Origin of the sequence: Lentzea kentuckyensis (assembly GCF_002150765.1) — a bacterium.
Taxonomy (GTDB): Bacteria; Actinomycetota; Actinomycetes; order Mycobacteriales; family Pseudonocardiaceae; genus Lentzea; species Lentzea kentuckyensis.
In genome coordinates, this window is record NZ_MUYM01000063.1 from 54,476 (window position 1) to 77,483 (window position 23,008).

The 23,008-nt window shown below is 70.7% G+C and carries 21 protein-coding genes; 11 read left to right on the forward strand and 10 right to left on the reverse strand.

Annotated elements, in window-relative coordinates:
* The first annotated feature begins 31 nt into the window (after positions 1-31).
* A complete protein-coding gene (locus tag B0F77_RS28085; protein WP_086666002.1) occupies positions 32-778 on the forward strand; it encodes an SDR family oxidoreductase in 747 nt (248 codons plus the stop codon).
* Between the two features lie 241 nt (positions 779-1,019).
* On the opposite strand, the gene B0F77_RS28090 is transcribed toward B0F77_RS28085, so the two are convergent.
* The gene (locus B0F77_RS28090) at positions 1,020-3,689 is read right to left on the reverse strand and encodes a helix-turn-helix transcriptional regulator (protein ID WP_086666003.1); all 2,670 of its coding nucleotides are present in this window, start codon (positions 3,687-3,689) and stop codon (positions 1,020-1,022) included.
* Positions 3,690-3,798: 109 nt separating this feature from the next.
* Between B0F77_RS28090 and B0F77_RS28095 the strand changes: the two genes are divergently transcribed.
* From B0F77_RS28095 to B0F77_RS28120, 6 genes are all read left to right on the forward strand, one after another.
* On the forward strand, positions 3,799-4,245 hold the full coding sequence (locus B0F77_RS28095; protein ID WP_086666004.1) for a VOC family protein: 447 nt from the start codon (positions 3,799-3,801) through the stop codon (positions 4,243-4,245).
* A 77-nt stretch (positions 4,246-4,322) separates the two neighbouring features.
* The gene (locus B0F77_RS28100; protein WP_245848735.1) at positions 4,323-4,919 is read left to right on the forward strand and encodes a VOC family protein; all 597 of its coding nucleotides are present in this window, start codon (positions 4,323-4,325) and stop codon (positions 4,917-4,919) included.
* A 9-nt stretch (positions 4,920-4,928) separates the two neighbouring features.
* Positions 4,929-6,971 (forward strand): leucine-rich repeat domain-containing protein, encoded by a 2,043-nt coding sequence (locus B0F77_RS28105; protein WP_086666005.1) that lies wholly within the window; start codon positions 4,929-4,931, stop codon positions 6,969-6,971.
* 66 nt (positions 6,972-7,037) lie between these two features.
* Positions 7,038-8,006: an NAD(P)-dependent alcohol dehydrogenase gene (locus B0F77_RS28110; RefSeq protein ID WP_086666006.1), complete on the forward strand. Its 969-nt coding sequence runs from the start codon at positions 7,038-7,040 to the stop codon at positions 8,004-8,006.
* A gap of 52 nt (positions 8,007-8,058) precedes the next feature.
* The gene (locus tag B0F77_RS28115; RefSeq protein ID WP_086666007.1) at positions 8,059-9,498 is read left to right on the forward strand and encodes a carboxylesterase/lipase family protein; all 1,440 of its coding nucleotides are present in this window, start codon (positions 8,059-8,061) and stop codon (positions 9,496-9,498) included.
* 41 nt (positions 9,499-9,539) lie between these two features.
* On the forward strand, positions 9,540-9,914 hold the full coding sequence (locus tag B0F77_RS28120; RefSeq protein ID WP_086666008.1) for a tetratricopeptide repeat protein: 375 nt from the start codon (positions 9,540-9,542) through the stop codon (positions 9,912-9,914).
* A gap of 153 nt (positions 9,915-10,067) precedes the next feature.
* Here B0F77_RS28120 and B0F77_RS28125 read toward each other — a convergent pair whose 3' ends face one another.
* The 3 genes from B0F77_RS28125 to B0F77_RS28135 are packed head-to-tail and all read right to left on the reverse strand — an operon-like array spanning position 10,068 to position 13,437.
* On the reverse strand, positions 10,068-11,678 hold the full coding sequence (locus B0F77_RS28125; protein WP_245848740.1) for an SDR family oxidoreductase: 1,611 nt from the start codon (positions 11,676-11,678) through the stop codon (positions 10,068-10,070).
* A gap of 2 nt (positions 11,679-11,680) precedes the next feature.
* Positions 11,681-12,580 (reverse strand): PDR/VanB family oxidoreductase, encoded by a 900-nt coding sequence (locus tag B0F77_RS28130; RefSeq protein WP_211294062.1) that lies wholly within the window; start codon positions 12,578-12,580, stop codon positions 11,681-11,683.
* Positions 12,580-13,437 carry a metal-dependent hydrolase gene (locus B0F77_RS28135; protein WP_086666009.1) on the reverse strand — a complete coding sequence of 286 codons (858 nt, stop codon included), beginning with the start codon at positions 13,435-13,437 and terminating at the stop codon, positions 12,580-12,582. Before B0F77_RS28135 ends, B0F77_RS28130 begins: the two co-directional genes overlap by 1 nt.
* A 71-nt stretch (positions 13,438-13,508) precedes the next feature.
* Here B0F77_RS28135 and B0F77_RS28140 point away from each other — a divergent pair, with 71 nt between their 5' ends.
* Positions 13,509-14,120, forward strand: coding sequence for a TetR/AcrR family transcriptional regulator (locus B0F77_RS28140; RefSeq protein ID WP_086666010.1), 612 nt, complete (start codon positions 13,509-13,511; stop codon positions 14,118-14,120).
* 5 nt (positions 14,121-14,125) lie between these two features.
* Here B0F77_RS28140 and B0F77_RS28145 read toward each other — a convergent pair whose 3' ends face one another.
* Complete coding sequence (locus tag B0F77_RS28145) at positions 14,126-15,082, reverse strand: class I SAM-dependent methyltransferase (protein WP_086666011.1); 957 nt, start codon at positions 15,080-15,082, stop codon at positions 14,126-14,128.
* A 173-nt stretch (positions 15,083-15,255) separates the two neighbouring features.
* On the opposite strand from B0F77_RS28145, the gene B0F77_RS28150 reads away from it, so the two are divergent.
* Genes B0F77_RS28150 through B0F77_RS28160 form a run of 3 tightly spaced genes read left to right on the forward strand, consistent with a single transcriptional unit; the run spans position 15,256 to position 17,964 of the window.
* A complete protein-coding gene (locus B0F77_RS28150) occupies positions 15,256-15,777 on the forward strand; it encodes a hypothetical protein (protein WP_086666012.1) in 522 nt (173 codons plus the stop codon).
* A complete protein-coding gene (locus B0F77_RS28155) occupies positions 15,758-16,402 on the forward strand; it encodes a response regulator transcription factor (protein WP_086666013.1) in 645 nt (214 codons plus the stop codon). The genes B0F77_RS28150 and B0F77_RS28155 overlap by 20 nt, the downstream gene beginning before the upstream one ends.
* Positions 16,399-17,964, forward strand: coding sequence for a sensor histidine kinase (locus B0F77_RS28160; RefSeq protein ID WP_086666014.1), 1,566 nt, complete (start codon positions 16,399-16,401; stop codon positions 17,962-17,964). Before B0F77_RS28155 ends, B0F77_RS28160 begins: the two co-directional genes overlap by 4 nt.
* On the opposite strand, the gene B0F77_RS28165 is transcribed toward B0F77_RS28160, so the two are convergent.
* From B0F77_RS28165 to B0F77_RS28185, 5 genes are all read right to left on the reverse strand, one after another.
* Positions 17,903-18,781: an SGNH/GDSL hydrolase family protein gene (locus B0F77_RS28165; RefSeq protein WP_086666015.1), complete on the reverse strand. Its 879-nt coding sequence runs from the start codon at positions 18,779-18,781 to the stop codon at positions 17,903-17,905. The genes B0F77_RS28160 and B0F77_RS28165 overlap by 62 nt on opposite strands.
* 67 nt (positions 18,782-18,848) lie before the next feature.
* On the reverse strand, positions 18,849-19,694 hold the full coding sequence (locus B0F77_RS28170; RefSeq protein ID WP_086666016.1) for an SGNH/GDSL hydrolase family protein: 846 nt from the start codon (positions 19,692-19,694) through the stop codon (positions 18,849-18,851).
* A gap of 62 nt (positions 19,695-19,756) precedes the next feature.
* Positions 19,757-21,973 (reverse strand): heavy metal translocating P-type ATPase, encoded by a 2,217-nt coding sequence (locus B0F77_RS28175; RefSeq protein WP_086666017.1) that lies wholly within the window; start codon positions 21,971-21,973, stop codon positions 19,757-19,759.
* The gene (locus tag B0F77_RS28180; RefSeq protein WP_086666018.1) at positions 21,963-22,790 is read right to left on the reverse strand and encodes a hypothetical protein; all 828 of its coding nucleotides are present in this window, start codon (positions 22,788-22,790) and stop codon (positions 21,963-21,965) included. The genes B0F77_RS28175 and B0F77_RS28180 overlap by 11 nt, the downstream gene beginning before the upstream one ends.
* Complete coding sequence (locus B0F77_RS28185; RefSeq protein WP_086666019.1) at positions 22,787-22,996, reverse strand: heavy-metal-associated domain-containing protein; 210 nt, start codon at positions 22,994-22,996, stop codon at positions 22,787-22,789. Before B0F77_RS28185 ends, B0F77_RS28180 begins: the two co-directional genes overlap by 4 nt.
* Positions 22,997-23,008: the final 12 nt, after the last annotated feature.

Consider the following 23,008-nt stretch of genomic DNA (forward strand, 5'->3'; position numbering starts at 1 on the left):
TTCCGGCGGGAACCACGAGAGGGACGGACCCATGAGGATCGTTGTCATCGGCGGCACCGGGTTGATCGGCAGCCAGGTCGTGAAGCGGCTCGGCGAGCACGGCCACGACGCCGTGCCCGCGTCCCCGAACAGCGGCGTCGACACGGTGACCGGTGAGGGCGTCAAGGAGGTCCTGCAGGGCGCCGACGTGCTGGTCGACGTGTCGAACTCGCCGTCGTTCGCCGACGACGACGTCATGAACTTCTTCACCGCCGCGACCACCAACCTGACGAAGGCCGCCAAGGAGGCCGGCGTCGGCCACTACGTGGCGCTGTCGATCGTCGGCACGGACGAGCTGCCCGAATCCGGTTACCTGCGCGCGAAGGTGGCGCAGGAGAAGCTCATCGCGGAGTCGGGCCTCACGTACTCGATCATCCGCGCCACCCAGTTCTTCGAGTTCGCGGGTGCCATCGCGAACTCCGCCGAGGTGGACGGCGCCGTGCACCTCCCGCACGGCGGCGTGCAGCCGATCGCGGCCGCGGACGTCGCCGCGGTCGTCGCCAGGACGGCGGCGACCGAGCCGGTCGGCGGCGTGCTGGAGATCGGCGGACCGGAGGAGCTCACCATGGACGGGTGGATCCGCACGGTGCTCACGCAACGCAAGGACGAGCGCGAGGTCGTGAGCGACCCGCAGGCCAAGTACTTCGGCACGTTGCTGACCGGCAAGCAGCTCGTGCCGAACGCGGGCGCTCAGCTGCAGCCGACCAGCCTTCACGACTGGCTGGCCGCCGGGAACTGAAAGTCCACAGTGCCGCCCCCCCGCGCCTTCATGCTGGATGTATGGGGGCGCGGGGGCGGTGCCGCGAGGCGCCCTGCTGAGCGTGGATTACCTCGCCTACGTTCCGGGCCACGCCGCCAGTACCGCGTCGCGGCTTGGTTCTGGCGCTTGCCCCGTGGATGAAGGGACCCTTCATCGACCTGAGGTGGATGAAGGGTCCCTTCATCCACAACCGGGAGCACAACTAGGCCGCGACAACCTACTAGAACCTCGCGTCGCGCAGCTGGCGGCGCGAGGTCACGCCGACCTTGCCGAACACCTTGCGCAGGTGCCACTCCACCGTCCGCGGGCTGATGAACAGCCGGGTGCCGATCTCCGGGTTCGAGTAGCCCTCCCGCGCCAGGCGGGCGATCTGGTACTCCTGCGCGGTCAGCTCGTCGGTGGGCTCGGCGGTGCGTTTGCGGGCCGTCTCGCCGGTGGCCTGCAGTTCCCGCCACGCCCGCTCGGCGAACGCCGACATGCCGCAGGCGGTGAGCATCTCGTGGGCCGTGCGGAGGTGATCACGGGCCTCGACGCGCTGGCCCTCACGGCGCAGCCATTCGCCGTACAGCAGGTGCGCGCGGGCCAGTTCGGGCTTCAACGACGTGCGGGCGAAGTGGTCGATCGACTCGCGGAAGCCTTCCGGCACACCGGTCAGGGCGCGCAGACGGGCCTTGGCGCCCAGCGACCAGGCGGTGTCGACCCAGTCCGCCGAACGGTCCAGCGCCTCGGCGACCAGCTCGGTCTCGCCGGTGCGGGAGGCGGCCTCGGCCAGTTCGGTGGCGACCAGGCTGCTGTAGCCCAGGGCGTCGGAGCGGAACACGCGCAGCGCGGCGTCGCGGGCCAGGTCGTGGCGGCCCAGTCCGTTGTGGAGGATCGCGAGCGTCCAGTCCGCGATGGTGGCCAGCCGGCCCTGGCTGTCCGAACGTGCTTGTGCACCAACGGAGGTGGCCTTGTCCTCGCCGCGGAAGGCGGCCCGCAGCAGCAGCGCGTAGCCCACCGGCGGGGTGCCGCTGACCTCGGAGATGCGCACGTCCTCGTCGAGCAACGCCTGCGCGGCGGCCGGTTCGCCGGCCATGAGTTCGTTGTCCGCCAGGAAGTTCAGCGCGAACTGCAGCTGCACGAGGGCGCCGGCGGCACGGGAGAGGCGGACCTGCTGCTGGGCGAACGCGCGGCGCGTGTCGAAGTCCCACATCTCGCTCGCGATGATTCCGCTCGCACGGTTGCCGAACAGCCACGGCACGCGGCTGATGTCGTCGGCGCCCACCTTCAGCCCGCGCACCTCGTCGAGCGCGCGGGCCATCAGCGGCACAGCGGCCGGGTAGCCGGAGGTGACGCGGGTCGACAGGGCTTCGAGCACCAGGTCCAGCGCGCACGGCGGGGTGCGCGGCGGGGGAGCGGTGCGGGCGGCGTCGGCGAGTGGCGAACCGGCCCAGATCGCGGCCGACAGCGCCTCCAGGTGGGTCTCGCGGGCCAGGTCGGCGTCGAACGGGGCGAGCCGGCGGGCGGCGCTGAACAGCAGCGGCGCGGCGTCGGCGACCCGGCGCTGGTCGAACGCGATGTGCCCGCGCAGGTGCTCGATCTCAGCGCTGCGCCGCTCGTCCGGCGGACCGGCCTGCACCGCGGACAGCAGTCGCAGCGCCGCGTCCAACGCACCCGCGTCGCGCTTGGACCGGGCCGCCGCCAGCTCACGGGAGGCGCGCCGGCCGGGTTCGGGGGTGAGCACCGCTGCCTGTTCGAGGAACGCGGCCGCGGCGAGCAGACCGCCACGAGCCTGGGCGCGCGACGCCGAGATCTCCAGGTCGGCGGCCACCTCCTCGTCCGGTGAGGTGGTGCCGTGCGCGCGGTGCCACGCGCGGCGGTCCGGGTCGATCGCCGGGTCGGTCACGTCGGCCAGCGCCCGGTGCACGCGCTGCCGGTCCACCGCGGACGCCGACCGGTACACGGCGGAGCGCACCAGCGGATGCCGGAACCGCACTCGCGCGCCGAACTCGATCAGGCCCGTGCCCAGCGCGGCGGCCGCGGGATCCGCACCGAGTCCGAGCAGGCCGGCGGCCTGCCACAGCAGGGTGGCGTCACCGAGCGGTTCGGCGGCGGCGGTCAGCATCAGCAGCCGGGTGTCGGCGGGCAGCGGTTCGATCTGCCGGACGAAGCCCTGCTCGATCCGGCTGGTCAACGGCTCGGAGTCGAGCCCGTCCGCCAGCTCGGCGGTCGTCCACGCGCGCGGCAGCTCCAGCAACGCGAGCGGGTTGCCGCGAGCCTCGGCGACGATCCGGTCGCGCACCCGGCCGTCCACCGGCCCCTTGATCACCGACTCCAGCAACGCGCGGGCGTCCGCGTCGTCCAGGCCGCGCACGAACAGCTCGGGCAGCCCGTCGAGGTGGTCGTTGCCCTCGCGCAGCACGAAGACCAGCGCGATCCGTTCCGCGAGGAGCCGGCGCGCGACGAACCCGAGCACCGCCGACGACATCGAGTCGAGCCACTGCGCGTCGTCGACCAGGCACACCAGCGGCTGTTCGTCTGCGACCTCGGCGAGCAGCGTCAGCACCGCGAGCCCCACCATGAACCGCGTCGGCCGGGGTCCGGTGGCCATCCCGAACGCGGTGCCGAGCGCCTCCCGCTGCGGCGCGGGAAGCCGGTCCAGCCGGTCGAGGAACGGCACGCACAGCTGGTGCAGCCCGGCGTAGGGGAACGCGCTCTCGGCCTCCACCCCGGCGGCCCGCGCCACCCGGAACCCCGCGGCCCGTTCCGACACGTGGTCGAGCAGCGCGGTCTTGCCGATCCCGGCCTCACCCCGCAGGACCAGCACCTGACCACTGCCCGACTTCGCGTCGGTCAGCAGCCGGTCCAGCTTCTCGCCCTCGGTGCGCCTGCCCAGGAGATCGTCCGACACGGGCCTGAGCCTACGGGCCAGGGAGTGACCAGGGGGTTCCACGGGTTCGAGCGACCCCCTGGCGGGAGCAATCTCGACTCATCGAAGAAAACGAAGGAGTTGAACCCCGATGGACTACAAGTTCGAGCTGGCGGTCATCCCGGTGAGCGACATCGACCGGGCGATCCACTTCTACAAGACGCTCGGCTGGCGCCACGACGCCGAGTTCGCCGACGACGAGGGCTACCGCCTCACCCAGTTCACCCCGCCCGGCTCGCCCGCGTCGATCATCTTCGGCAGCGGCGTGACCACCGCGGCGCCCGGCAGCACCGAGGGCCTGCACCTGATCGTCGACGACGTCGTCGCCGCCAGGGAGGACCTGATCGGCCGCGGTGTCGAGGTCAGCGAGATCTTCCACGACAAGACCGGCGTCTTCCACCACGCGGGTACCGAGGGCAGGGTCGACGGTCCCGCTCCCGGCCGCACCAGCTACGGGTCGTACCTCTCGTTCAGCGACCCCGACGGCAACGGCTGGGTGCTGCAGGAGGTCACGACGCGCCTTCCGGGACGTGTGTGACCCAGCCCGACGTCATCCAGCACCTCTTCGGAGGCGTTCCTCAACGCACTCCGCGACCTCGCAAAGGAAGTAGTGAAGTGAAGAACCTCGCACAGATCGACATGAAGCTCGAAGTCACCGTCATCGGAGTCACCGATGTCGAGCGCGCCAAGGAGTTCTACGGCCGGCTCGGCTGGCGCCTGGACGTCACCCCGCCGTGGGTCGTGCAGTTCACCCCGTACGGTTCGAACGCGTCCATCCACTTCGGTGAGGGCGTCACGACCGCGGCACCCGGTTCGGGACGGCACTTCCTGATCGTCTCGGACATCGTCGAGACGCACGAAGCCCTGCTGGCCGCCGGAATCAAGGTCGGCCCGCTCTACCACGGCGGCCCCGACGGTCCCGTCGAAGGCGCGGACCCCGAGCGGCGCAGCTACTTCACCCGCGCCGAGTTCGCCGACCCGGACGGCAACCTGTGGATCCTGCAGGAGGTCACGACCCGGCTGCCCGGCCGCGTCGACGCCGACGACACGTCCTACGGCTCGATCACCGACCTGGCCTCGGCGTTGCGCCGCGCCGCGTCGGCGCACGGCGAGCACGAGAAGCGCAACGGCGGCGAGTTCGACGAGAACTGGCCCGACTGGTACGCCGAGTACATGGTCAAGGAGCAGACGGGACAACAGCTTCCGCTGTAGGTTGCGAAAATGATCCCCGAAGTCGAAAGAGCGCTGCGCGGAACGCCGACCAGGTTGGCGTTCCGCGCGCTCTGTGCTGCCGTGACGAGAGCCGGCGCGGAACCGGGACTCCTTGCGTGGTGCGAAGAACAACTCTCCTCGTGGCCGGACGAGACGCGTCGGGCGCCGTGGTCCTGGACGGCCGCACTGGAGTCCGGTTTCACCAAACCGGTGTGGGGGCTGGTTCGTTCGCTCGATCTCCGCCGCGACCACAACGGGCTGCGCAAGCTGTCCATGCCGGATCCGCGCGCCCGTGCGGAGGTTCGTGCCGTGAGTCATTTGGTGCTCGCCTGGTACGACAACGAGCAAATGGCGGCCCTCGCGGAGTTCGCCGACCACTGGGAACAGCTGCGCTCCGTGGAGTTCAGCGGGCTGTCCGAGCTCAACGCCGCCGCGCTCGCCCGGTTCGCGTCCGGTGAGGCGGTCACGCGACTGGAGTCGCTCGTGGCCGTGCGGGTGTGGGACAGCCTGTGGTACTTCGAGATTCCGCCGATCCTGATCGACCGGCCGACCCGGCTGCGGCACGCCGGCCTGCGCGCACCCGACCTGATTCACCTGCTGCGCAACGATCTGGCGCCGGACCTGACCTCCGCCGAGGTGCTCGTGGCGAGCCTCGAGGAGGCTCGTGAGCTGGCCGGCTGCCCGCAGCTGGCCGCACTGGACCGGCTCGCGATCGGCTTCCGCTGCGGCCGCGACGGCAAGTCGCCGCTGTGGAAGTCGTTCTTCGGCAACGTCATCGAGGCAGACGACGTCGCGTGCGAGGAGTTCTTCTCCAGCGCGAAACTCACGAACCTGCGCAGCCTGACGGTCCACGGCACCTCCCTGGGGATGGGCCGGGAAGGACTCGGCGCGCGAGGTGCCGAGGCGATCGCGGGCAGCGGTGTCGTGGAGCAGCTTGTCGAGCTGACCCTCAAAACCCTTCCTGTCGGCGACGCGGCGATCGCCCGTGTGCTCGGCGCCGTCGATCCCGCCGTCGTCGAGAAGATCGTGCTGGCCGACCTCGTCGCCACCGACCGCGCCGCTTCGGCGTTCAACACGGAGTTTCCCCGGCTGCGCCACCTCGACCTCAGCGAGAACAAGCTCGGTGCGGAAGGTGTGCGGACACTGCTCGCCGCGCGCATGCCCGCACTCGAACACCTCGACCTCAGCGGTGGTAGCGGTGGTTCGCCGCACTACAGCCGTGGGGACGTGCAACCGGTCGGGGACGCGGGGGCGGAAGCCGTCGCACGGTCGGGTCTTGCCCTGAAGACGCTGAACCTGTCCGCGACCGGGCTCACCAGGACGGGACTGAGCGCGGTGCTGGAGCTGCCGCTGGAAACCCTGCTCGTGTCCGGCAATCCACTGGGCGGCCTGCCTTCCGTGCCGGACGCGGTGGCGTGGCGGAGCCTGCGCACGTGGCGTGTGGACGACTGCGCGCTCGGCGACGCCGACATCGCCCTGCTGCCGGTGGTGGCCCCGATGCTCGACAGCCTTTCGTTGTCCTACAACAACATCGGTTCGAACGGGGCCCGCGCGCTCGCCGAGTGGCCGGTGTTGCCGCAGCTGTGGGAGCTCGGCCTGCACGACCACGTCATCGGTGACGACGGTCTGGTGGATCTCGCCCGATCCCGTGCGGCACAGCGGTTGCTGGAACTCGACCTGGAACAGGACGTCTGGACCGCGAACCACCGCCGCAACAGCGCGTCGCTGCCGGCCGAGGTGGTGGCCGAGGAGTCGTTCCCGAACCTCGACGCGATGTTCCTCGGTGTCATCGACGGCTATCACGGCTCTCGCTCGTCCTGCGGATTTCCCGCCGAGCGGCACGAGGAGCTGATCAGGACCGGGCGGCCGGAGCTGGTCGCGTTCCTCGATCACGTCGAGCCCCACGAGCTGGATCCGGACGAGAATCCGGATCCGGACCCGCCCTCGAAGGACTTCCGCGCCGATCGCGCCGAGAAGTACGAGAAGGACTTCACCGACGCCGTGGAGTTCGCTCGCCGGATGCTGTCGGACGACATCGGGTGGCCACCTTAGGGGTCGTCCCTGATGTGTCGGGGCGTTCGCGCCGCTTACCTTCCTTCGCAAGCGAGGGAGGCCGCGATGAAGGCGATCGTCCAGGACAGATACGGCTCGGCGGACGTGTTGGAGCTGCGCGAGGTCGAACGGCCCGTACCGGCGGCCGGTGAGGTGCTGGTACGGGTGCGGGCGTCGTCGGTGAACGCCGCCGACTGGCACATCATGCGCGGCGACCCGTACTTCGCCCGGCTGTTCCTCGGGCTGCGCGGGCCGAGGGCGCGGATTCGCGGCCGGGACTTCGCGGGCGTGATCGAGGCCGTCGGGTCAGGGGTGAGCGGGATGCTGCAGGTGGGGGACGAGGTGTTCGGCGAGGTCGAGGGGTCCTTCGCCGAGTACGTCCGGGTGCCCGCGGCGTTGGTGGAGCGCAAGCCGGTGAACCTGACGTTCGAGCAGGCGGCGACGCTGCCGCTGGCGGGCAACACCGCGTGGATGGGCCTGCGCGACCTGCAGGCCGGGCAGCAGGTGCTGATCAACGGCGCGTCCGGCGGCGTCGGGCTGCTGGCGGTGCAGATCGCCAAGGCGCGCAAGGCGATCGTGACCGCGGTGTGCAGCACGCGCAACGTCGAGCAGGTCCGTTCGGTGGGCGCGGACGTGGTGATCGACTACAAGACCGCGGACTTCGCCAGCGGTGGTGAGCGGTACGACGTGATCTTCGACCTGGTCGGCAACCGGTCGATGAGCGAGTTGCGCGGCCTGCTCACCCCGGACGGCACGCTGGTGCTCTCCGGCGGCGGCAGCTTCACCGGCGGCGCGCTGTTCGGCCCGTACCGGTTGATCATCCAGGGCAAGGTGCTCGCGCCGTTCGCGCGGCAGCGGCTCGTGGTGCTGGAGACCAAGCCCAGCAAGGAGAACCTGGCCGCGTTGCGCGATCTGGCCGAGTCGGGACGGCTGGTGCCGGTGATCGAGCGGACCTACCCGCTGACCGACGCACCCGACGCGATCAGGCACGTCGAGTCGGCGCACGCGCGGGCCAAGATCGTGGTCACGGCCTGAACGCGGAAATTCCCTGGCGCCGCAGGGCCCACGTGGACGACCATCCGCCCCCATGGTCGAAGTACGAGTGGGCGGCGGAACGGTTCGAGGCGCTGAGGAAGCGGGCGTGGCGGTCTTTCGGGGCATCCCGTTCGCCGCGCCCCCGGTCGGCGCTCTGCGGTTCGCCGCACCCCGGCCGGCGCCGGCGTGGGAAGGCGTGCGGGACGCGCTGACGTTCGGCCCACCCCCGCCGCAGGCCGCCGTGTTCGGCATGGACGGGATGGGGCGGTCCGGCGACGACTGGCTGACCGTGAACGTCTGGTCGCCGGACGTGTCCGCCGCTCTGCCGGTCCTGGTGTGGATCCAGGGCGGTGCCTACACGATCGGGATGTCCGGTCTGCCCGAGTACGACGGCACACGGCTCGCGTTGGACGGCGTCGTGGTGGTGACGTTCAACTACCGCGTGGGCATGGAGGGCTTCGCGGCCATCGAGGGCGCTCCGGCGAACCGCGGCCTGCTGGACCAGGTCGCGGCGCTGGAATGGGTGCGCGACAACATCCGCGGGTTCGGCGGTGACCCGGCCCGCGTGACGGTCTTCGGTCAGTCGGCGGGCGGTGGTTCGGTCGCCGCCCTGCTGGCCATGCCGCGGGCCGCCGGCCTGTTCCACCGGGCGGTGGCGAGCAGCGTGCCGGGCGTGTTCTTCACCCCGGAACTTGCCGCCGACATCGCTTCCGTGTGCGCAGCCGAACTGGGCCTGCGCGCCACGGTCGAGGAACTGTCCACTGTGGACCCGGAGCTGCTGCCGATCGTGGGCGACGAGGTCATGGCCAAGATCGGGCAGTTCGCCGATCGCTGGGGTCAGGCCGCGCACAAGGTGATCCCGTTCGCGCCGGTGGTGGACGGCGAGGTGCTGCCGGTGGTGCCGTGGGAGGGGCTGACCGGGGACGTCGACCTGATCGTCGGCCACACGCGCCACGAGCAGCGGCTGCTCACCATGCTGGAAGGACTGCTCGGCCAGGTCACGCCCGCGCAGGCCGCGGCGGTGCGGGAGGTGTTCGCGCCGGGCCTCGAGTACCCGGAGATGGGCTCGGACGAGCTGTACGAGGTGATCGGCTCCGACTGGGTGTTCCGGATGCCGTCCCTGCACCTGGCCGAGGCGCAGGTCGCCGCGGGCGGCCGGGCGCACCTCTACGAGGTCACCTGGGAGCCGCCGGGCCGGTTCGGGGCGTGCCACGGGCTGGACGTGCCGCTGCTGTTCGGCAACCTGACGCAAGGGCAGACCGCGGGGGTGCTGGGCGAGGTCACCGCGGACACCGAGGCGCTGTCCGCCGCGCTGCGGGCGGCGTTGGTCGGGTTCGCCGCCGACGGTGACCCGGGATGGCCTTCGTACGACCCGGAAGCGCGGCTCACCCGGCTCTTCGACGTGCCGGCGACCGTGGCCGCGTACCCGGAGGAGGAGTCCCGGCAGCTGTGGGCCTCGCACCGCTTCGCCGCGCTGCCCCTGCTGGAATAACTCCTTGCGGAGGGCGTTGTACGCGTCCGGAAGGAGCTTCGATGACAGACCGTTGGGTCACCGCCACGCACGTGTTCGACCCCAGGTACCGGGACACACCGGCCGGCAAGTGGGACCGGGCGCGGTTGCTGTTCGAGGCCAAGGACTACGCCAAGGCCGCGCAGCTGCTCGCCGAGGTCGCCGGGGAAGTGCCGTTCCAGGCGGACCTCTCCCTGCTGCTGGCCCGCGCCTACTACCACTCGGCGCAGCTGGGCAAGGCCGAGGCGCAGCTCCGCGTGATCGTGGACCGCGACCCGGTCGAGCACTACGCCCACCTGTTGCTCGGGCGCACGCTGGAACGGCAGGGCCGGCCGGAGGAGGCCGCGCCCTGGCTCCGGCTGGCCGCCGCGTTCGCCGGGGAACTAGCCGACGTTTAGTGCCGTAACCGGCAGCCTTTGCCCCGTATTTCGGTGTCCAGACGGGTGGATCGCGGTGCCGGCCCCGCGTCCTCATCCTGGTTGGCTGCGGGTGCGGGGCCGGTGCCGCGAGGCGCCCTGCTGGGCGCCGGAAGACGCGGCGAAGGTTGCCGGTTACGGCACTAGTTTCGCGAAGGTGCGCAACAGGCCCGGCGCGACCCGGCTCGCCAGCCGGGCCGCCTTCGCCTCCACCGTCACCGGCACCACCGGCCGGTTGCGGCGGACGGCGCGCACGATCTCCGCGGCCACGCCCTCGGGGCCGAAGCCGCGCCGGGCGTAGATGCGGGACGCGCGGTCCTGCTTGCGGCGTTCCTCGTCGGCGCTGACGCCGGAGAACGTCGTGGTCGCGGTGATGTTCGTGTTCACCAGGCCAGGGCAGATCGCGCTGACGCCGATGGCGTGCGGCGCGAGCTCGGCGCGCAGGCAGTCCGACAGCATGAACACCGCCGCCTTGCTGGTGGCGTACGCGGAGAGGATCTTCGACGGCAGATAGGCCGCCGCCGAGGACAGGTTCACGATGTGGCCGCCCTCTCCGCGTTCGACCATCAGCTCACCGAACGCCCGGCAGCCGTGCACGACGCCCCACAGGTTGACGTCCAGCACCCGTTGCCACTGCTCGGTCGACGTCGACAGGAACGACCCCGAGTGGCCGATACCGGCGTTGTTGACGACGACATCGGGCACGCCGTGGTCGTCCGCGACCTGCCGCGCCCACGCGCGCACGGCTTCTTCCGACCGCACGTCGACCCCGTACGCGTGACCGTCGACCATCTCCGCGGTCTCCTTGGCCGCGGCGAAGTCCACATCGGACACCACCACTCGGGCGCCTGCTTCAGCGAACGCCACCGCGGTCGCCCGCCCGATGCCGCTGCCACCACCCGTGATCACGACCAGTTCGCGCGGGGGAGTGGCGTCCGCGACGAACTCGCTGATCATCCGGGCGAGCGGCACGGGGTGGCTGAGCGGCGCCCAGTGCCCGGCGGCGATCCTGCGCCGGCGCAGCGACGGCACCCAGCGCTCCAGGTCCAGTGGCTCGGTGCGGATGTAGCGGTCGCGGGTCGGCTGGATCACCTGCACCGGCATGGGCGCGAGGCGATGCCGCGGCGAGCGCATGACCGGGCGGATGTTGGCCCGGTACAACGAGATCCCGCGCACAGCGTCCCGCGCGATCGTGGGAGCGGGCTTGGCGCGCACGCCCTCCAGCCGCCGCAGCACGCCTCCCCAGCGCGGCCCGAGGTAGAGGCGCCAGAACAGCGGCGCGAGCACCGGCAGGTGGAACGCGGCGATGTACCAGGACCGGGCGAGCTGGCGGATGCGCGCGATCGACAGGCCGTCGCGCGACCAGTGACCCATGTGGTCGAGGCATGGTCCGGAGATCGAGGTGAACGTGGCGATCCGGGCGCCAGGCGTGGTCACGGCCTCCCACGACTGGATCGAGCCCCAGTCGTGGCCGACGACGTGCACCGGCTCGTCCGGGCTGACCTCGTCGATCACCGCGAACAGGTCCCGCGCCAGGTGTTCGAGCCGGTAACCGTCCTCAGTGGACGGCGGGGTCGAGTCACCCATGCCGCGCACGTCGTAGGTGACGACGCGGAAGTCCTTCTCCAGCAGGGCGGCCACCCGGTCCCAGACGGTGTGCGTGTCCGGATATCCGTGCACCAGCAGGACAACAGGTCCGGACGTGCCGCGCACCTGCACGGCGAGTTCGACTTCCCCGGAACGCACCTTCACAGTTCCTCCAGCAGTAGCCTGTCGCCGGTCGGCCGGTCCACGCAGATCCGCACGCCGCCGACGTCGCACGTGCCGCAGAAGCCCTGCCGGCACGAGTAGGCGACCGACGGCCGGAAGTCCCTGATCACGTCCAGCGCCGACCGGTCGGCGGGTACGTCGAGGGATACCCCGCTGCGGCGCAGTTCGACCGTGAACGGGCGGCCGTCCACGATCGGCGGCGGGCCGAACCGTTCGAAGTGCAGCCACCGCGACGAGAACTCGGCCCGCACCTGGTCGAGCATCGACGAAGGACCGCAGCAGTAGACGGCATCACCGGGAGTCGCGTCGTGCAGCAACGGTCCGCCACGGCCGATCCGCACGTCGACCCGGCCGACGGGCAGTTCGTCCAGGAACGGCATCGCCGCCATCGACCGCCCGCAGTAGACGAGCCGCCAGTCCAGGCCACGCCGCGCGGCCGCGTGCACCATCGGCAGGATCGGCGTGATCCCGATGCCGCCCGCCACGAACACCACGGGCCCGATGCCGGCGAACGGGAACGCGTTGCGCGGCCCCCGCACCTGGATCCGGTCGCCGACCCGCGACGCCTGCACCTCACGTGACCCGGCGCCGACCGCGCGCACCGCGATCCGGTAGGTGCTCTCGGACGGATCGCCGCACAGCGAGTACTGGCGGCGCAGGCCACTGGGCAGGTGCAGGTCGACGTGACAGCCGGGCTGCCACGCGGGCAGCGCCGTGCCGCCGCCGAACCGCAGGCTCACCACGCCGTCCGCGACCTCGGTGCGTTCGACGACGTTGAGCCACAAGGCATCCCGCGCCACGCCAGGCCGCGCCCGGCCGCCGAACCGGGTGACGGCGGCGTCGTAGAGGTTGCCGAACCGGGTGAGCGCTCCGAGCATCAGTGCGCCTCGCGCGCGGCGGGGGAGGAGGCCAGGTAGGCGACGGCCTGACTCGTGGACCCCTCCTGCTTCGGGTGGTACGCGGGGTGGAAGTACCGCAGGAACGCCCGGAAGATCTCCGACAGCTTCGGCAGCAACCCCCGCCGCCCCGCTCGCACAGCCTCGCGCCAGGTCAGCCGCACCCTCGTGGTCCTGTCGGCGCGCACCATGAACTGCGCGCCCCGCACCCACAGCCAGAACAACACCGGCGCCACCAGGAGCATCGTCCGGGCGCGCCGCACGTACCGGCGATCGAGGTGGCACATCAGGTCGTACGCGACGCTGCGGTGCTCGACCTCCTCGGCCGCGTGCCAGCGCAACAGGTCCAGCATCACGGGGTGGATGCCCGCCCGGTCGAGCGCGTCGGCGTTCAGCATCCAGTCGCCCAGATAGGCCGTGAAGTGTTCGACGGCGGCGACGATCGCGACCCGTTCGATCAACTGCTCGCGCGCCTGTTGTTCGCTCAACCCGGCCTTGGGCCCGAGGATCCGCCGGAACACGTGCTCCATCTGCCGCGTGAACGGCCGCGGGTCCAGGCCATTGGCGAGCAGGTGGTCGAGCACCTCGCTGTGCGCCTCGGCGTGCATCGCCTCCTGCCCGATGAACCCGAGCACGTCCTCGCGCAACGTGTCGTCCTCGATCAGCGGCACCGCCTGCTGGAACGTCCGCACGAACCACCGCTCGCCCTCCGGCAACAGCAGGTGCAGGACGTTCATGACGTGCGTGGTCACCGGTTCGTCCGGAACCCAGTGCATCGGCAGGGTGGACCAGTCGAACCGCACGTCACGCGGTTGCAGAACGAGGTTGTCCGGCTCCATCGCAGACCTCCCGACAATTACTACGCCCGCGTAGCTTTGTGAAAGCTACGCCACCGTAGCAATATGGGACCGTGAGCACAACGCGCCGGAAGTACGCCCGCCGCCTGCCGCCGGAGCAGCGCCGCGAGCAGCTGCTGGACGCCGCCCTGAGCCTGATCCCGGCCGGCTTCGACACGGTGACCATGGAATCCGTCGCCAAACAGGCCGAGGTGACCAAGCCCGTGCTCTACGACCTGTTCGCCAACCGCGCCGAGCTCATCAGCGCGCTCCTCGAACGCGAGGCCTCGCGCGCCACCGAACAGGTCATCGCCGCCCTGCCCACCGACTTCGCCACCCGTTCCCCTGACGACGCCTTCGCCGACGCCGTCCGCGTCTTCGTGCACGCCGTCGTCGAGGCCCCCGACCGCTGGCGCCTGGTGCTCCTCCCGCCCGAGGGCACGCCGCACGAGTTCCGCGCCCAGGTCGAACTCGTGCGCGCCGGCGTCCTGGCCCAGATCGAGGACCTCGCCGCGCTGGGCCTAAAGGAACTGGGCGGCCTGGACGACCTGGATTCCGCCTTGCTCGGTCATGCGATGCTCGCGCTGGCGGAGATGTCCGGTCGTCTCGTGCTGACCGATCCGGAGAAGTTCACGCCTGACCGGTTGGTGGCTTTCGTGGCCCGGATCGCGCACGGCCTGCGCTGAGCACCTCAGCCACGCCTGGTGCGGACGTGCGTGAGCAGCGCCAGCCCGGTCGGCTCGCGACCGACTGACACGTCACACCCCGGCAGCAACGCCCGGACGGCCGCCTCGTCGCGCTCGATCAGCTGCCACTCCATCAGGTACTCCAACGGCCACCGGAACGGGTTGCCCACCGCGGTGTTGGAGAAGTAGAAGGTGCCGCCCGGCCGCAGCAGCCGGGTCAGCACGGCCTCGGTCAGCCGCACGGCCGCGCGGTCGTTGAGGTAGTCGTACAGGCCGTTGACGAGCACGAGGTCGAACGGTCCGAGCTCGGCCAGGGGGTTCAGGGCGCGGAAGATGTTGCCGGGCACCACGGACGTGAAGTCGTTGAGCAGCCCGAGCCGCTTCTGGGCCAGCGCGAGGGCGTCCGGGTCGACGTCGGTGAGCACGAACCGGTCGCCCGGCCGCACGATGCCCGGCGGGATGGACCGCAGGTCGGGCGCGGCACCGGAGGCGATCATCAGCACCGAACGCGGGCCGTTGCGCGGCGCGGTCAGCACGTCGCCGATCAGCCGGGCCTGGTGCATGACCCGGTTGCGCTGCTGCTGGCTGATCGGCGAGCCCTGCAGATTGGCCTCGACGTGCCAGCCGAGGGTGCCCGGCGTGACGTTGTTGGTCTGGGCCATCACGTGCTCGACGAGCCGGAAGTCGCTCGGGTAGCCGCGGGTCCACTCTTCTTCGCTGCGCATGAACGGCGTACGCGCGCACGCGGACCGTGCGGGCTGGACGATCGCGGCGATGTCCTCGTCCGCCACGCCCGCGAGCACGCTGGCGCCGATCTGTGCGCCGAGCGTGCGGAAACGGCCTCCCACCAGCATGTGCGTGGCGGGGTCGGTGAGGTTGAACTCCTTCTCACTGCGCAGGAAGCCGTCGACGGCATCGCTGAGCCGGTACAGGGCGTCAGTGCTGTGCGGTAGCACGGTCATCGAACACTCTTCCTCGCTGCGGCAACGGTTCCAGAGCCTGTCAGCCGGGGCGGCCGACCGACAGAGGCTTTCGGGTAATACGGGGCTACCCCTACTGGCAGTTCACGGGATGCCCTCGTAGTTCCGGCGAGTGAGAACGCGAACCCTGGAAGCCACTCGAAGGGAGAACCGAGATGGAGTGGCTCAACGAGCTCGCGTCGTGGGCGTGGGCGAGGCACCACAACGAGCTCAGCTGGTACATCCGGCCGCTGTTCCTGCTGCCGTTCGCGTACTTCAGCTACAAACGCAGCTGGTGGGGCCTCGCGCTCACGCTCGTCGCGCTGGCGACGAGCATGGCCTGGTTCCCGGCGCCGGAGCACCCGACCGCGGGCGCGATCGAGATGCTCGCCGCCGAACGCGAGTACCTGCTGGGGGAGTGGACGCCCGCGAAGCTCGCGGTCGGTCTGCTCGTTCCGCTGACGCTCGCGGGTCTGGCCGCGGCGTTGTGGCGGCGGTCGCTGATGTGGGCGTTGGTCGCGATCAACGGCGGTGGCCTGTTCAAGATCGTGTGGACGTTCGTGGTGAGCGACACCGCGGGCGCGATGCAGCATCTCTACCCCGCCGTGGCCGGGCTCGTCGTGGTGAACGCCGTGTTGCTGGTCGTGTGGAGGCGCAGGCGCGTGGTTCCATCGGCGCATGCGGGTGGCACTGGCTGATGACGCGGCGCTGTTCCGCGAGGGCGTGGCGCGACTGCTCACCGACTCGGGGTTCGAGGTGGTGGCGAAGGCGGGCGACGCGACCGAGCTGCTGGCTCTGGTGCGCGCCGACCCGCCGGACGTCGTGGTCGTGGACATCCGGATGCCACCGGGCTTCACCACCGAAGGCCTCGACGCCGCGCGGGAGATCCGCGAGTCCTGTCCGGACATCGGCGTGCTCGTGCTGTCCGCGCACGTCGAACCGCACTACGCGCTCAAACTGCTCGACGACGACGCGCGCGGCGCCGGTTACCTGCTCAAGGACCGGGTGGCGGACGCCGCCGAGCTGGCGGACGCGGTCCGGCGGGTCGCGGCGGGCGGGCTGGTGATCGACCCCGGCGTGGTGGCGACGCTGGTGGGCAGGCGGCGGGTCGACGACCCGCTGGAGTCGTTGTCGCAGAGGGAACGCGAGGTGCTCGCCGTGATGGCCGAGGGACGTTCCAACCAGGCGATCTGCGAGCGGTTGTTCCTGAGTCCCAAGACGGTCGAAGCGTACGTGCGGTCGGTGTTCACGAAGCTCGGGTTGCAGCAGGGCCCCGACGACAACCGGCGGGTGCTGGCCGTGCTCGCCTACCTGCGCCGATGAGAATCCTCTGGCTGGGCACCGGATTCCTCGCGCTGGCCGCGCTGGTGTGGGGCGGCTACGAGGTCTCGGTGCCGGCCGTGGTGCTGAACCTCGCGGTGGGGCTCGCGTTCATCGGGGCCGGCATCGAGGCCGCGGACCGGCGCCCGGACAGCTCCGCCGGGCAGCTGATGATCGCGGTCGGGCTGGCGTGGTTCGTCCGGCTGACCGGGGCGATCGAGAACGACCTGGCGTTCGCCGTCGGGGTCGCCACGAAGACGCTCTACCTCGCGGTGCTCGGGCATCTGCTGGTCACCTACCCGACTGGGCGCATCACCAGCCGTTGGCAACGTGTGGTGGTGGGTGTCGCCTACCTGCTGACGGTGCCGGTCAACGTGGCTTGGTTGCTGCTGGCGAAGGTCGAGGGACCGCAGAACATCGTGGTGATCCGCGAAGTGTCCTCGCCGAGCGTCCCCACCGTCGCGGTCGTCGTGATGATCAGCGGGATCGTGCTGCTCAGCGCCCTGCTGGCGCGGATGATCACGCGCTGGCTGCGTTCGGGGAGGGTGGCCAGGCGCGATCTCGGGCCGGTCGTGTGGGGTGGCGCGGCGATCGTGCTGACCGTGGTCGTCACGTACGTGGCGGCGTTGCTCGGGCTGCCGCAGGCCGTGCAGGTGCCGCTGCAGTGGTCGACCGAGGTGGTGCTGGTCGGGTGGCCGCTGGCGTTGCTCTACGGACTGGTGCGGGCGCGGCTCGACCGGTCGGCGGTGGGGGAGCTGGCGGTCTCGCTGGGAGCCGGGCTGCCGGACGACCTGCGGTCCGTGCTGGCGCGCACGTTGCACGACCCGTCGCTGGAGATCGTCTACGGCGAGGTCGCGCCGACGTCTCGGGGCGTGACCTACCTGGAGGCGGGCGGGACGCGGCTGGCGGCGCTCGTGCACGACCCCGCGCTGGATCCCGCGTTCGTGCGGGCGGTCGCGGCGAGTGCGGCTCTGGCCGTGCAGAACGAGCTGCGGGCGCGGCGGATCGTGGAGGCCGCCGACGAGGCACGCCGTCAGGTCGAACGCGACCTCCACGACGGCGCGCAGCAGCGGCTGGTCGCGGTGCTGCTGACGTTGCGGCTGGCGGAGAACTCGCCCGAGCTGCTGACGGCCGCGCGGGAGGAGCTGGCCAGGGCACTGGACGAACTGCGCGAGCTGGCCCGCGGCATCTACCCCGTGCTGCTGACCGACGCCGGTCTCGGTCCGGCGCTGTTGTCGCTGGTAGAGCGGTCTGTGGTGCCCGCCGTGCTCGTTGGTGTGCCGGATGAGCGGCTCTCGCTCGTCGCGGAACGCACCTGCTACTTCGTGGTCGCGGAAGCGCTCACCAACGCGGCCAAGCACGCCCAGGCCCGTGAGGTGCGGATCGAGGTCACCCGCGTGGACGGGCTGGTCACGGTGGAGGTGAGCGACGACGGCATCGGCGGCGCGTCCGGTCTGCGCGCGCTGGACGACCGGGTGGCGGCCGCGGGTGGGCGGCTCAGCCTCAGTTCGACGGTGGGACAGGGGACTGCGTTGCGGGCGGAGTTCCGCGACCCGCCGCGATGATGGCGTTCGCGATCGCCTGGTGACCGGCCGGTGTGGGGTGCACGTCCGTGTCGTCGCAGTAGTAGGTGAGCGTGCACACCTCGGCGACCGCGGCCGGGATCTCGCCGTACTTCGGGTCCTGGGTCAGGTCGGTCAGTGCCCCGTACCCGCCGGTCATGTTGGTGATGTCGACGAACTTCGCGCCGAACTTCGCGTACTCCGCGGCAATCTCGCCGTTGAAGCCCTCGTACATCGTGACCGACGTGCGAGCGAGGTCCTCACCGTTCGGGAACTCGCGGTTCACCCACGCGCCGAGGAACACGTCCGGGTAGCTCAGCCCGACGATCTGCACGTCCGGCGCCACCTCGCGGAACCTGGTCAGCGCGGTGGCGATGTTGGTCTTGGTGCCGGTGACCGCCTCGGTCGCGCACTCCATCGGGTTGTCGGCCACCGCGCACGGTTCCAGCAGGTCGTTGCTGCCGATCACCATCGTGACCAGGTCGACCCTGCCCGTGCGCAACGCGTCGACGGTCGCGTCGACCTGGGTCCGGCCGTCGGCGTCCGGTTCGCACGCCTGCTCGTTGAGGAGGTCGGCGGACGTGGCGCCGTTGCAGGCGAGGTTCATCAGCCCGAGGCCGGACTCCTTGGCGACGATCTGGGCGAAGCTCTCGCCGGTGCCGTTCGGGCTGAGCCCGGTGGCGTAGGAGTCGCCGATCGACACGTACAGCCGTTGGTCGGACGTAGTGGTGCCGCTGGCCTCAGGTGCGCTCGCGGAACACGCGGTCAGCGCCATCAGCAGGGTCGCCGCAGGGGTCAGGACCAGCGCAAACCTCCGCACGCCTGCTCCTCGCCGCTCGGGGATACTCCAAGTAGAGGATACGAGAACGTCCGTGAGGCCGCCGTGATCAACGGCCCGCGGCGGTGACGGCCTCCGCGATCGCCTGGTGGCCGGCAGGCGTGGGATGCACGTCGGTGCGGTCGCAGAAGTACGTGAGCGTGCACACCTTGGCGACCGAGGACGGGATCTGGCCGTACTTCGGGTCCTGGGTCAGCTCGGACAACGCCCCGTACCCGCCGGTCGCCTCGGTGATGTTGGCGAACTTCGCGCCGAACCGGCCGTACTGGGCGGCGATCCTGGTGTTGAAGTCCTGGAACATCGTGACCGACAGCTGGGCGAGGTTCTTGCCGTTCGGGAACGACGGGTTCACCCACGCGCCGAGGAACACGTCCGGGTAGGTCAGCCCGACGATCTTCACGTCCGGCGCGGCCTCCCGCAGCTCGGTGAGGGTGCCCGCGACGTTGGTCTGGATGTCGGCGACGGTCCTGGTAGCGCAGTCGAGCGGTTGCTGCGACAGCGCGCACGGCGCCAGGTCGTTGCCGCCGATCACCACCGTGACCAGGCCGGTTTTCTTGCCTTTCAACGCCTCGACGGCGGCGTCGAGCTGGGTCTTGCCGCCCGCGTCCGGCCCGCACGCGGGCTTGGTGGCGAGGTCGGCGGAGGTGGCGCCGTTGCAGGCCAGGTTGATCAGCTTGAGCCCGGACTGCCTGGCGACGATCTGGGCGAAGCTCTCACCGGTGCCGCCCGGAGCGAAGCCCGTGGCGTAGGAGTCGCCGATCGACACGTAGACCTGCTGCTGCTTCTGTTCGGCGGGCTGCGTGCTGCCGGAGGTGGGCGTGGGGGCCGGCGGCGGACTGGACGTGCACGCGGCGAGCGCCACGAGCAACGCCACCACCAGGGCAAACCTCGGCACACCTGCTCCTTCTCATCGGATGCTGATGTGCCGAGGCTACGAAACGCGCCGTGAGGGTCGCGTCAGTGGAAGGTGCGCAACCGCAGGCTGTTGCTCACCACGAACACCGAGGAGAACGCCATCGCGGCGCCCGCGATCATCGGGTTGAGCAGGCCGAGCGCCGCGAGCGGCAGAGCGGCGACGTTGTAGGCGAACGCCCAGAACAGGTTGCCCTTGATCGTGCTGAGCGTGCGCCGGGACAGCCTGATCGCGTCCACGGCGGCGTTCAGGTCGCCCCGCACCAGCGTGAGATCGCTGGCCTCGATCGCGACGTCCGTGCCGGTGCCCATCGCGAGGCCCAGGTCGGCCTGGGCGAGCGCGGCGGCGTCGTTCACGCCGTCACCGACCATCGCCACGACGCGTCCCTCGTCCTGGAGGCGCTTCACGACGTCGACCTTGTCCGCGGGCAGCACCTCCGCGACGACCTCGTCAATGCCGACCTCGGCCGCGACCGCCTCCGCCGCTGCCCTGTTGTCGCCGGTCAGCAGCACCGGGCGCAGTCCGAGCTGCCTGAGCCTCTCGATGGCGTCCTTCGACGTCGGCTTCACCGTGTCGGCGACGACCAGCACGCCGCGAGCCTTGCCGTCCCACGCGACCAGCACGGCCGTGCGCCCCTGCTGTTCCGCCGCCGCTTTGGCTTCGGCGAGTGATGCGTCGAGCTGGATGCTCCAGTCGTTGAGCAGCTGCTCCCGGCCGACGAGGACCGCGTGGCCGTTGACGACGCCATGGACGCCGAGTCCCTCGACGTTCTGGAAGCCCTCGACCTGCGGAACCTCGCCCGCCGCCGTGACGATGGCCTTGGCGATCGGGTGTTCTGATGCGTGCTCCAACGCACCCGCCAGCTTGAGGAGTTCGTCCTCGTCTTCCGCGGTGTGCACGCTGACCAGGCTCATCCGGCCGGTCGTCACGGTGCCGGTCTTGTCGAGCACCACGGTGTCGACGCGGCGGGTGGACTCCAGCACCTCCGGCCCCTTGATCAGGATGCCGAGCTGAGCGCCCCGCCCGGTGCCGACGAGCAACGCGGTCGGCGTCGCCAGGCCCAGCGCGCACGGGCAGGCGATGATCAGCACCGCGACGGCGGCCGTGAACGCCGCCCCCGCGCCGTTGCCCGTGCCCAACCAGAAGCCCAGCGTGCCGACGGCGAGCGCGATCACGATCGGCACGAACACCGCCGAGATCCGGTCCGCGAGGCGCTGCACCTCGGCCTTGCCGTTCTGCGCGTCCTCGACCAGCTTGGCCATCTGCGCGAGCTGCGTGTCGGCCCCGATCCGGGTGGCCCGCACGACAAGACGACCACCCACGTTGACCGTGGCGCCGACGACCGAATCGCCTTTTCGCACCTCAACGGGCACGGACTCGCCGGTGAGCATGCTCGCGTCGACCGCGGAGCTGCCCTCCTCGACGACGCCGTCGGTGGCGATCTTCTCGCCCGGCCGGACGACGAAGTGGTCGCCCGTCGTGAGCTCGCCGGTCGGGACGCGCACCTCGCGGCCGTCCCTGATGACGGCGACGTCCTTCGCGCCGAGTTCGAGGAGCGCCTGCAGGGCCGCTCCCGCCCGTCGCTTCGACCGCGCCTCGAAGTAGCGCCCGGCCAGGATGAACGTCGTGACGCCCGCCGCGACCTCGAGGTAGATGTTGCCGGTTCCGGCCATCCGCTCGATGGTGAACGTGAACCCGTGCGTCATGCCGGGCGTGCCGGCGGTGCCCAGGAACAGCGCGTAGAGCGACCACAGGAACGCCGCGGCGACGCCGATGGAGATCAACGTGTCCATCGTGGCGGCGCCGTGCTTGAGGTTCGTCCACGCGGCCTTGTGGAACGGCCATGCGGCGTAGGTGACGACCGGTCCCGCGAGGGCGAGCGACAGCCACTGCCAGTAGGTGAACTGCAGCGCCGGGATCATCGCCAGCGCGATCACCGGCACCGCCAGCACCGCGGACGTGATCAGCCTCTGCTTCAGCGGGTCCGTCTGCTTGGCGGTTTCGGTTGGTGTGGTGGGGAGTTCGGCGGTGTAGCCGGTGTCCTCGACGACCTTCACCAGGTCGGCGGGCGTGAGGTCGCCCGGGTAGCTGATGCGCGCCTTCTCGGTCGCGTAGTTCACCGACGCCTCGACGCCGTCCAGCTTGTTGAGCTTGCGCTCGATCCGCGCGGCGCACGAGGCGCAGGTCATTCCGCCGATCGAGAGCTCGACGGTGCCAGAGTTGATGCCAGAGTTGGTGCCAGAGGTGGTCTCAGTGGCCATGACCGCCCTCCTCGTGGGTCGTGAGGGTGAACTCCGCGGTGCGGACCTTGTCGTCGTGCTGGAAGTCCAGGAACAGCCGGTAGGTCCCGGCCGTCGGCACCTCGACCGCGAACTTCACGTCCTCACCCTCTTCGGGATGCACGTGCAGGTACGCCAGGTCGGCTGACCTCAACGCGACCAGGTGTCCCTTGGCGCCCAGGTAGTTCTGCAGGTCCTGGACTCGTTGGCCGTTCTTGGTGATGTCGATCGTGACGGTCGACGCGGTGTTCGCGGTGAGGTCACCGTTGAGGGTTACCTCATAGCCGTCGACGGTGAACTTGTTGCTGTTCGGGTGCTGTCGTGGCTGGTAGTCACCGGCGACCTGGACATCGGCGCCGAGCGTGGTCTTGGGCCCGTCCTCCGGCCTGAAGTCGGCGAACACCCGGTAGGTGCCGGCCTGCTCGAGGCTGAGCGGCACTCGCCACGTGCCGTCCGGTGACATCTCCGGGTGCACGTGCCGGAAGTTCGACCCGTCCCGGCGGACGACGATCAGGTGCAGGCGCTTCTCGTGCTCCACGGCGAACTTCGTGACGGGCTGCCCGTCCGGTCCGTTGATGTGGAAGCCGAGGGATTCCTTGTCGTGCAGGACGAGGGTGTAGCCGTTGTCCTGAACGGACAGTCCCGGTGGAACCCTTGCCGCTTCCGGCTCGTGCTCGTTGTGGCTTGCCGGCGGCGCTTCCTGGACGGTGGGCCCGGCCGCTGCTCCGGCCGCCCAGGTGCCGCCGAAGATGACGGCGAGCGTCGCGCCGTAGAGCGCGACCTTGTATCCGGTCCTCATCGCTGCACCAGCTCGTAACCGGCCTCGGTGACCGCGGCCCGCACGTCGTCCAGCGCGATCGGAGTGGTGCTGGTGATCGTCATCTGGCCGGTCGGCAGGTCGACGGCCACCGTGTCGACGCCGGCGATCGCGGCGACCTCCTCGGTCACCGAGTTGACGCAGTGGCCGCAGGTCATGCCGTTGACGGTGTAGACGGACTCGCTCATGGGTCTTCTCCT

Excerpts from the sequence above, each read along its gene's own strand:
- B0F77_RS28115 (WP_086666007.1), top strand. The coding sequence starts at position 8,059 with ATGGTCGAAGTACGAGTGGGCGGCGGAACGGTTCGAGGCGCTGAGGAA.
- B0F77_RS28095 (WP_086666004.1), top strand. The coding sequence starts at position 3,799 with ATGGACTACAAGTTCGAGCTGGCGGTCATCCCGGTGAGCGACATCGAC.
- B0F77_RS28135 (WP_086666009.1), bottom strand. The coding sequence starts at position 13,437 with ATGGAGCCGGACAACCTCGTTCTGCAACCGCGTGACGTGCGGTTCGAC.
- B0F77_RS28180 (WP_086666018.1), bottom strand. The coding sequence starts at position 22,790 with ATGAGGACCGGATACAAGGTCGCGCTCTACGGCGCGACGCTCGCCGTC.
- B0F77_RS28120 (WP_086666008.1), top strand. The coding sequence starts at position 9,540 with ATGACAGACCGTTGGGTCACCGCCACGCACGTGTTCGACCCCAGGTAC.
- B0F77_RS28185 (WP_086666019.1), bottom strand. The coding sequence starts at position 22,996 with ATGAGCGAGTCCGTCTACACCGTCAACGGCATGACCTGCGGCCACTGC.
- B0F77_RS28155 (WP_086666013.1), top strand. The coding sequence starts at position 15,758 with ATGCGGGTGGCACTGGCTGATGACGCGGCGCTGTTCCGCGAGGGCGTG.
- B0F77_RS28085 (WP_086666002.1), top strand. The coding sequence starts at position 32 with ATGAGGATCGTTGTCATCGGCGGCACCGGGTTGATCGGCAGCCAGGTC.
- B0F77_RS28105 (WP_086666005.1), top strand. The coding sequence starts at position 4,929 with ATGATCCCCGAAGTCGAAAGAGCGCTGCGCGGAACGCCGACCAGGTTG.
- B0F77_RS28175 (WP_086666017.1), bottom strand. The coding sequence starts at position 21,973 with ATGGCCACTGAGACCACCTCTGGCACCAACTCTGGCATCAACTCTGGC.
- B0F77_RS28145 (WP_086666011.1), bottom strand. The coding sequence starts at position 15,082 with ATGACCGTGCTACCGCACAGCACTGACGCCCTGTACCGGCTCAGCGAT.
- B0F77_RS28130 (WP_211294062.1), bottom strand. The coding sequence starts at position 12,580 with ATGCTCGGAGCGCTCACCCGGTTCGGCAACCTCTACGACGCCGCCGTC.
- B0F77_RS28150 (WP_086666012.1), top strand. The coding sequence starts at position 15,256 with ATGGAGTGGCTCAACGAGCTCGCGTCGTGGGCGTGGGCGAGGCACCAC.
- B0F77_RS28110 (WP_086666006.1), top strand. The coding sequence starts at position 7,038 with ATGAAGGCGATCGTCCAGGACAGATACGGCTCGGCGGACGTGTTGGAG.
- B0F77_RS28160 (WP_086666014.1), top strand. The coding sequence starts at position 16,399 with ATGAGAATCCTCTGGCTGGGCACCGGATTCCTCGCGCTGGCCGCGCTG.